Here is a 1479-nt window from a genome sequence, read left to right as displayed (position 1 = left end):
CGTCTCGGCGGTCTTGGTCCTGGACATTTTCCATCCTTTTCAGCGGCAGCGGCTTTGACAGAAAGCCGTCTCGTTCCTGTATGATGGCAATATAAAGGCAAATTTTGTGCGTTGCAATATCTTTGTTGCAGTGCACCATAAATTTCTTTTGAGCCGTTAACCAAGAGCCCAGATTCAAGCCTTTGCACGTTCTGGCTTGTGGACCTTCGCGCCTCCGGCTTTTATTAACAAAGCGTTAACTGCAAAATCGCCGCTCCGTGAGGTCCGCCAAGCGCATGCCGTCCGAATATTCCTTCCTCGATGTCGCCGTGCTCGACGCGGTCCGCCAGCGCTTTGCGGCAGGCGACGCGATCGCGATCCTGTCGGCGGATCTGGAGCAGGTGATCTGGGCCAACGGGCCAGGAGCCGCGATGTTCGGTTATCCCGACATCGAGGCGATCATCGGCGCCTCGGCGCAGTTGCCCGTGATCGCCAGGCGCCAGATCATGGCGACCAGCGGATTTCCCGAGATTGGCAGTGACCGCGCCATCATGGTGCGGCTGGCGACCGGCATGACCAGCCGCGCCGTCGGCTTCCTGGCCAGTGCGGTGACCATGCCGGACGCCGAAAAGGCGATCATGCTGGCAGTGCCGGCGGCTCAGACCGGGTCACGCAGTGCCGGCGAAATCGCCGCGCGCGCCATTAGCGGCCTCACCGAGGATGGTCATTTCATCGCCTTTGTCGATGCCGGGGGCAACGTCGAGGCGGCCTCGGAAGGATTTTCGGCACTGGGCATCCTCCCGGAGACGCTGGCGGCACTGGTCGCCGACGTCGCAGCCGAGAGCGACCGCATCGTCAAGCGCCTTGTCCCCGGCGGCACGGCCTCCTACCCGGCAGGGCTGGCAAGATTGACCGAGGAGCGGCATCTGCTGGTGGTGATCGACGAGGACCAGCTCGACGACACAGCCCCTGCGGGCGAACATCCTACGCAAACCATTGCCGAGACGGCACCTGCTGGCGACGCGGCTTCCCAGCCGGAACAGGGTCGCGAGGCACCGGCCGACGAACCGAGCGCCTCGCAGCCGGCCGGCGACATCGCCGCATCGCAGCAGCATGAGATCGCCGATGCGATCGGACAGGCGCCGACGGCGGCCAACAGCGATCGGCCGGCAGCAGAGCGCATGCCCGCGCAGCACGACCATTGGTACTTCAACGCCGGCGAAGACGGAGGGCAACAGGCGCCGCGACCTGCCGCGTCCGGACCTGAAGCGCCTCAAGAGCCGGCCGCCCTGGAAGTCCAGTCCACGGCCACGCCGACGACCGTCTCGGCGATAGACCGCGCAGCGGCGCCGGTGCGTTTCGTCTGGCGCACCGATGCCGAAGGCAAGTTCAGCGCGCTGTCGCCGGAATTCGCCGACATCGTTGGCAAGCCGGCGGCCGACGTGATCGGCCGCCGCTTCAGGGATGTCGCCGCTACATTCGGCCTCGACCCCTCCGGCG

Annotated in this window: 1 pseudogene; it reads left to right on the top strand. The window is 65.2% G+C overall.

The features are described 5' to 3' along the window. Positions 1–275: 275 nt before the first annotated feature. Positions 276–1479 (top strand): annotated as a pseudogene (locus tag EN750_RS33970) (PAS domain-containing sensor histidine kinase); the annotation flags it as partial.

It is taken from the genome of Mesorhizobium sp. M7A.F.Ca.ET.027.03.2.1 (assembly GCF_003999175.1).
Classification (GTDB): domain Bacteria; phylum Pseudomonadota; class Alphaproteobacteria; order Rhizobiales; family Rhizobiaceae; genus Mesorhizobium.
This window is presented reverse-complemented; position numbering and strand designations above follow the sequence as displayed.